This is a genomic window from Plantactinospora sp. A48 (assembly GCF_055793945.1).
This window is the reverse complement of the sequence record NZ_JBTIXF010000115.1, coordinates 1-6,444: the sequence shown is the minus strand read 5'-3', so window position 1 is coordinate 6,444 and position 6,444 is coordinate 1. Positions and strand designations below refer to the sequence as shown.

The window sequence follows — 6,444 nt, the reverse complement described above, 5'->3', positions numbered from 1 at the left end:
ATTCTTGTTGTTGGTTCCCCCCCTTGTCGCCCCGGTTTCACCCCCCCCTCCAGGTTGTCCCGCCAGGACCTCTTCCCTGGTGCCCCAGCCGCCGTCCGGGCCCCGATCAGGAGTACGAGAGGCCGAAGCTGTTGCAGACGAAGCTGGACTGCCCGGCGGTTCCGCTCAGCTCGAAGCCGAACTGGACGTCGCCGACCGTGACATCGCCCCACCAGCCCTGGGTACGCAGCCAGTTCAGCACGGCCAGCACGTCGATGTTGCCGGAGTTGGTGTTGCCGATCCGGACGAACGAGAAGACCGCGTTGCTGCCGTTGGAGCCGCGGTAGACGTTCCAGGTCTGGCCACCGAGGCTCAGGTTCCGGAACTTGGGCACCGCGCCGTTCCCGTCGTACGCGTCGGCGATCGGACCGACCGCGCCGGCCTGGTTGGTCCAGAGCATGACCTCGTAGGCGTTGTTGTTGGCCCAGATGTCGTACGCGGTCTCGTAGTCACCGCCGCCCGGCACCGAGACGTTGAACGAGCTGCTCACCGAGCGCAGCGAGCTGAGCGTACGGTTGAGCGTCTTTCCGGTGTGCGGGTACGACTTCACCCCGCTGGTGCGCGGATGGTTGGCCACCACGCCCCAGTTGGTGCCGGTGCGCGCCCAGATGGTCTGCGGGCCGGCGCCGGAGCCCCACACGTCGTTGCTGAGGGTGTATCCGTTGTTCGTCCAGTTGTCCCACTGCCCGCTGGCGACCCAGGCGGCGTCGGACGGCACGCCGTTGGTCGGCGGGGGCGTCGGGCTGCTGGTGGTGCGGGACGGGGTGGGGCTCGGGCCGCCCGTCGGTCCGGTCACGCCGCCCGTGCAGGTGGTGCCGTTGAGGCTGAAGCTCGCCGGCGCCGGGTTGCCGCCGGTCGCCGAGCCGTTGAAGCCGAACGACGCGCTCGCGTTGGTGGCGAGCGAACCGTTGTAGCCGACGTTGCGCGCGGTCACCTGCGAGCCGTTCTGGGTGACGGTGGCGTTCCACGCCTGGGTGACCTGCTGCCCACCCGAGTACGACCAGGTGAGCGTCCAGGAGCTGATCGGGTCACCGAGGTTCGTGATGCTGACGTTGGCGCCGAAGCCACCGGGCCACTGGCTGCTGACCGCGTAGGTGACGGTGCAGCCGCTGGCCGCGGTCGCGGGCAGCGCGGTGCTGACGCTCGCCCCGATCGCCACGACCGCGACCGCTGCGGCCGCTGCCACGGGAGTCTGTCTGCGCATGGGATTCCCCTTCCGGAAAGGTGGTCACGGTCGTCGCCGCTGGCCGTGATGCCACGGCGGCGGTCGACGGGGAGGCCCATACTAATCGAAGCGCTTCGATAAAGCTAAGCGTGGCGGACAACGCCGAAGCGGGTGCTCGGGGACGGCCCGCGCCAGGCGAGCCGTCCCCGAACACCCGCTGGTTCGGATCGGGGGTCGGGTCAGCGTGCCAGGCCCGCGCGCCGCTTCGACCAGACGTCGAAGGCGACCGCGGCCAGCAGCACGATGCCCTTGACCAGCATGACCCGCTCGCTGGGGGCACCGATCAGGGACATCCCGTTGTTGATGACGCCCATGATGAGGCCACCGGTGATCGCGCCCACCACCTTGCCGACACCGCCCTGCACGGCGGCGCCGCCGATGAAGGCCGCGGCGATGGCGTCCAGCTCGGACTGGTAACCGGTCGTCGGGTTGGCCTGGTTGAGCCGGCCCGAAGCGATCACACCGGCGACGGCCGAGAGCACCCCCATGTTCACGAAGATCCAGAAGACCACGGACCGCACCCGGACCCCGGACAGCAGGGCGGCCTGCAGGTTGCCGCCGATCGCGTAGATCCACCGGCCGAAGACCGCCCGGCTGGTCAGCAGGGAGTACCCCAGTACCAGCGCCGCCAGCAGGACCAGCACCCAGGGCAGGTTCTTGAACCGGGCGAGCTGGACGATCACGGTCAGGATCACCACGGCGGCCAGCGCCAGCTTGAAGACGAACACCGGCAACGGCTCGACGGCCTGCTGGTAGCCGAGCCGGGCCACCCGGTCCCGCCAGCGCGCGGCGACCAGGCCGACCACCACGGCCACCCCGACCAGCAGGCTGAACAGGTCGGCGCCGCCCAGCGGACCGAGCCCGATGTTGCCGAAGTAGCCCTCGGTGAACCCGTTCGACAGCGTGCGTACCTGGTCCGGGAACGGCCCGATGCCCTGGTTGCCCAGCACCGTCAGGGTGAGGGCCCGGAACAGCAGCATGCCGGCCAGGGTGACGATGAAGGCGGGAATGCCGAAGTACGCGACCCAGAAGCCCTGCCAGGCGCCGATCACCGCGCCGACCACCAGCGTGATCACCAGGGCGAGCGGCCAGGACATGTGATGGTCGACCATCAGGACCGCGGAGACCGCGCCGGTCACCCCCATCACCGAGCCGACCGACAGGTCGATGTGCCCGGCGATGATGACCAGGATCATCCCGATGGCCAGGATCAACACGTACGAGTTCTGCACGATGATGTTGGAGATGTTCTGCGGTTGCAGGAGGGCGCCGTCGGTGAGCACCGAGAAGAGCGCGATGATCAGCGCGAACGCGACGTAGATCCCGCTCTGCCGCAGATTGATGGAGAACCCCCGACGGGGGGCGTCGCCCGGTTCCGCCGGCCCGGCGAGCTCGGGCGCTTCGGCCGGAACCGCGCTGTTGGTGGGTGCGACACTGCTCATCGCGGAGCTGCTCCTGTTCCCTTGTCGTCGGCCGTTCCCGGGGAGGTCAACTGGGTTCCCTGGGTCATCAGCTGCATGAGGCGTTCCTGAGTGGCGTCGGCCCGGTCGACCTCCCCGGTCACCCGCCCGGCCGCGAGGGTGTAGATGCGGTCGCAGAGGCCGAGCAACTCGGGCAGCTCGGACGAGATGACCAGCACGGCCTTACCCTCGTCGGCGAGCCGGTTGATGATCGTGTAGATCTCGTACTTCGCGCCGACGTCGATGCCGCGGGTGGGCTCGTCCAGGATCAGCACATCGGGATCGGTGAAGATCCACTTGGACAGCACCACCTTCTGCTGGTTGCCGCCGCTGAGCTTGCCGGCGATGCTGAGCACACTCGGCGCCTTGATACCCATGCTGCCGCGGAACTGCTCGGCGACCTGGAACTCCTTGTTGCCGTCGACCCAGCCCGCGCGGGCGAGCTTGGACAGTCCGGCACCGGAGACGTTGCGCTTGATGTCGTCGATCAGGTTGAGACCGTACCGCTTGCGGTCCTCGGTGACGTACGCGATGCCGTGCGTGATCGCGTCAGCGACCGAGTGCAGGGTGATCTCCTTGCCGTCCTTGACCACCCGGCCCGAGATGCCGGTGCCGTAGGCCCGGCCGAAGACGCTCATCGCCAGCTCGGTCCGGCCGGCGCCCATCAACCCGGCGAGACCGACGATCTCGCCCCGGCGCAGCACGAGGTTGGCGTTCGCGACCACGACCCGGCCCCGCTGGGTCGGGCTGTGCACCGTCCAGTCCTCGATCCGCAGCGCCTCATCGCCGACCCGCGACTCGTGTGGCGGGAAACGGTGGTCGAGGTCCCGGCCCACCATGCCGGCGATGATCCGCTCCTCGGTCACGGTGTCGGTCTGCATGTCGAGCGTCTCGACCAGCCGGCCGTCCCGCAGGATGGTGATCGAGTCGGCGATCTCGGCGATCTCGTTGAGCTTGTGCGAGATGATCACACAGGTGATGCCCTCGTCCCGCAACCCGCGGAGCAGGTTGAGCAGGTGCGCGGAGTCGTCGTCGTTGAGTGCCGCCGTCGGCTCGTCGAGGATGAGCAGGCGGACCTCCTTGGAGAGCGCCTTGGCGATCTCCACGAGCTGCTGCTTGCCGACGCCGATGTCCAGCACCGGCGTGACCGGGTTCTCCCGCAGCCCGACCCGGGCGAGCAGGCTGGCGGCCTCGTGGTTGGTGCGGTGCCAGTTGATCAGGCCGCGGGTCGCCCGCTCGTTGCCGAGGAAGATGTTCTCCGCGATGGACAGTTGCGGGCACAGCGCCAGTTCCTGGTGGATGATGACGATGCCGCGCCGCTCGCTGTCCCGGATGCCGTGGAACTCGCAGGGCTGCCCGTCGAGGGTGATCTCGCCGTCGTAGCTGCCGTGCGGATAAACCCCGGACAACACCTTCATCAGTGTCGACTTGCCCGCGCCGTTCTCGCCGCAGATGGCGTGGATCTCGCCCCGGCGTACCGCGAGCGAGACGTCCGAGAGCGCGGCGACGCCCGGAAACGTCTTGGTGATGCCGCGCATCTGGAGAATGTGGTCGGTCATGCTGGTGGCCCCCCATCGGCCGATCGGTCTCGATGTGCGAGTCGGGTCGGCCGTCGGGCTTGCGCTCCCGACGGCCGACCCGAGTCGGCGAGTCCTACTGCAGCTGCGCCTCGGTGAGGTAGCCGGTGTCGACGAGTTCCTTCTTGTAGTTGTCCTTGTTCACGATGACCGGCTCCAGCAGGTACGACGGAACGACCTTGTTGCCGTTGTTGTAGTCCTTCTCGTTGTTGACCTCGGGCTTCTGGCCCTTGAGCACCTCGTCGGCCATCTTGGCGGTCACCGCGGCGAGCTGGCGGGTGTCCTTGTAGATGGTGGAGTACTGCTCACCCTTGAGGATGGACTTGACCGAGGTCAGCTCGGCGTCCTGTCCGGTGACCACCGGGTAGGGCTGACCCTTCGTCCCGTACCCGTTGCTCTTGAGCGCGGACAGGATGCCGATGGACAGGCCGTCGTACGGCGACAGCACGCCGTCGACCTTGGCGCCGCCGCTGTAGGTCTTGGTGAGGATGTTCTCCATGCGGGCCTGGGCGACCTCTGCCTTCCACCGCAGGATCGCGACGGTCTTGAAGTCCTTCTGGCCGCTCTTGACCACCAGGGTGCCCTTGTCGATGTACGGCTGGAGCACCGACATCGCGCCGTTGAAGAAGAAGGTGGCGTTGTTGTCGTCGGGCGATCCGGCGAACAGCTCGACGTTGAACGGCCCCTTGGCCGAGCCGTCGGTGCCGTCGGCGTTCTTGAGCTTGAGGCCCACCAGCAGCGAGGTGGCCTGCTGCACGCCCACCTTGAAGTTGTCGAAGGTGGTGTAGTAGTCGACGTTCGGGCTGTTGCGGATCAACCGGTCATAGGCGATGACCTTGACGCCCTTGTCCCCGGCCTCCTGTAGCTGGGTGGTCAGCGCGGTGCCGTCGATCGAGGCGATGATCAGCAGCTTCGCGCCCTTGGTGATCTGGTTCTCGACCTGGTTGACCTGGGTCGGGATGTCGTCCTCCGCGTACTGCAGGTCGACCTTGTAGCCGAGCTTCTCCAGCGCCGACCGCACGTTGTCACCATCGTGCACCCAGCGTTCGGATACCTTGTTCGGCATGGTGACGCCGACCAGCGCGCCAGCGTTCGAACCGGAGCTCGAACTCTGGTCCGCCGTCTTGGTGCTGGACCCGCAGGCGCTCATCGCCGTGGCGAGCAGTACCGCGCCGGCCACCGCCGTGAGCCGTACGAGTTTCATCAGCTGTCCTCCCCATCGTGGTACGGCCGATTCCGGCCGGATGCCGCACGGCCGGTTGCCCTGGTGGCGTCCGTGGCCTGTCCTACTGGTGCCACGTACGTTGGCCAGGGGCACCCGATACCTGCGTGACGGTGTCCGGGTAGGCCGGCGACGCCCAGTGTTATCGCTAACAAAGTGGTGGTCAACGGCGGGTCGCGTAACGCTTGGGTAACACGGGCGTGCTCTGGCGGCCGGGACCGGATCGGTGCAGGTCAGTGCGCTGCCGCCGTCCGGTGGCGGGCCCACCGACGGGGTCCGGCGGAGACCGGGGAATCCGGTCGGCCGGCCCGGCGCCGTCACTCTCCGGATAGGGGTGTCCGGCGATGCCGGGCTCCGGTCGGAGCGGGCACCGCCGGAGCCGAAGATCGATGGGACTTTGAAGGACGTCACTCCGCAAGAGTCGTCCTGCGGTACACGACACCGTCTAGCAATATCGCGACCGTCGATGTTAACGTTCCCGACACATCCATCAAACACCAGCTCCACACCGCGACCTCGGCGGTGTGTTCGCTAACAAGTCATGCCGACCGGCGTGACTTCGGCGCCGCGTCCGGGAGCCGGTCGCCACCGCCCCAGGGCATCGACCTGGCCGCCCGCCCCGATCCGCGTCCGAGTGCGGCTCCGTTCAGCAGGAGGATCGCGGATCCCGACCCGAAAGGCATCGAGAAGATGACCGAGTCAGACCGTACGAGCAGACTCCCCGGCCGCCGACGGTGGGCGAGAAGGCTCCTCCCACCGCTCGCCGCCACGGCGACCGCCGCCGGACTGACGCTGGCGTTCGCCCTTCCGGCCAGTGCCGCGACGACGTTGGGTGCGGCGGCGGCGCAGACGAATCGGTATTTTGGTGCGGCGGTGGCGGCGGGGAAGTTGTCGCAGTCGCAGTACACCACGATTCTGGAT

General features: G+C 67.9%; 4 protein-coding genes and 1 pseudogene. 1 reads left to right on the top strand and 4 read right to left on the bottom strand.

Annotation, left to right across the window (positions count from 1 at the left end; genetic code table 11):
- Positions 1-106: 106 nt before the first annotated feature.
- The 4 genes from ACXN5W_RS30045 to chvE form a co-directional block, all read right to left on the bottom strand.
- Complete coding sequence (locus ACXN5W_RS30045; RefSeq protein ID WP_473161760.1) at positions 107-1,243, bottom strand: glycoside hydrolase family 12 protein; 1,137 nt, start codon at positions 1,241-1,243, stop codon at positions 107-109.
- Positions 1,244-1,443: 200 nt separating this feature from the next.
- The gene (gene mmsB, locus ACXN5W_RS30040) at positions 1,444-2,706 is read right to left on the bottom strand and encodes a multiple monosaccharide ABC transporter permease (RefSeq protein WP_473161759.1); all 1,263 of its coding nucleotides are present in this window, start codon (positions 2,704-2,706) and stop codon (positions 1,444-1,446) included.
- Entirely contained in the window at positions 2,703-4,271 is a 1,569-nt protein-coding gene (gene mmsA / locus ACXN5W_RS30035) for a multiple monosaccharide ABC transporter ATP-binding protein (protein ID WP_473161761.1), read from the bottom strand. The genes mmsB and mmsA overlap by 4 nt, the downstream gene beginning before the upstream one ends.
- A 106-nt stretch (positions 4,272-4,377) precedes the next feature.
- The gene (gene chvE / locus ACXN5W_RS30030) at positions 4,378-5,505 is read right to left on the bottom strand and encodes a multiple monosaccharide ABC transporter substrate-binding protein (protein WP_473161758.1); all 1,128 of its coding nucleotides are present in this window, start codon (positions 5,503-5,505) and stop codon (positions 4,378-4,380) included.
- A gap of 708 nt (positions 5,506-6,213) precedes the next feature.
- Between chvE and ACXN5W_RS30025 the strand changes: the two are divergent.
- Positions 6,214-6,444 (top strand): annotated as a pseudogene (locus tag ACXN5W_RS30025) (endo-1,4-beta-xylanase); the annotation flags it as partial.

What these genes read in the sequence shown, in the direction of transcription:
- ACXN5W_RS30045 (WP_473161760.1), bottom strand. Translation starts at nt 1,243, where the DNA reads ATGCGCAGACAGACTCCCGTGGCAGCGGCCGCAGCGGTCGCGGTCGTG.
- mmsB (WP_473161759.1), bottom strand. Translation starts at nt 2,706, where the DNA reads ATGAGCAGTGTCGCACCCACCAACAGCGCGGTTCCGGCCGAAGCGCCC.
- chvE (WP_473161758.1), bottom strand. Translation starts at nt 5,505, where the DNA reads ATGAAACTCGTACGGCTCACGGCGGTGGCCGGCGCGGTACTGCTCGCC.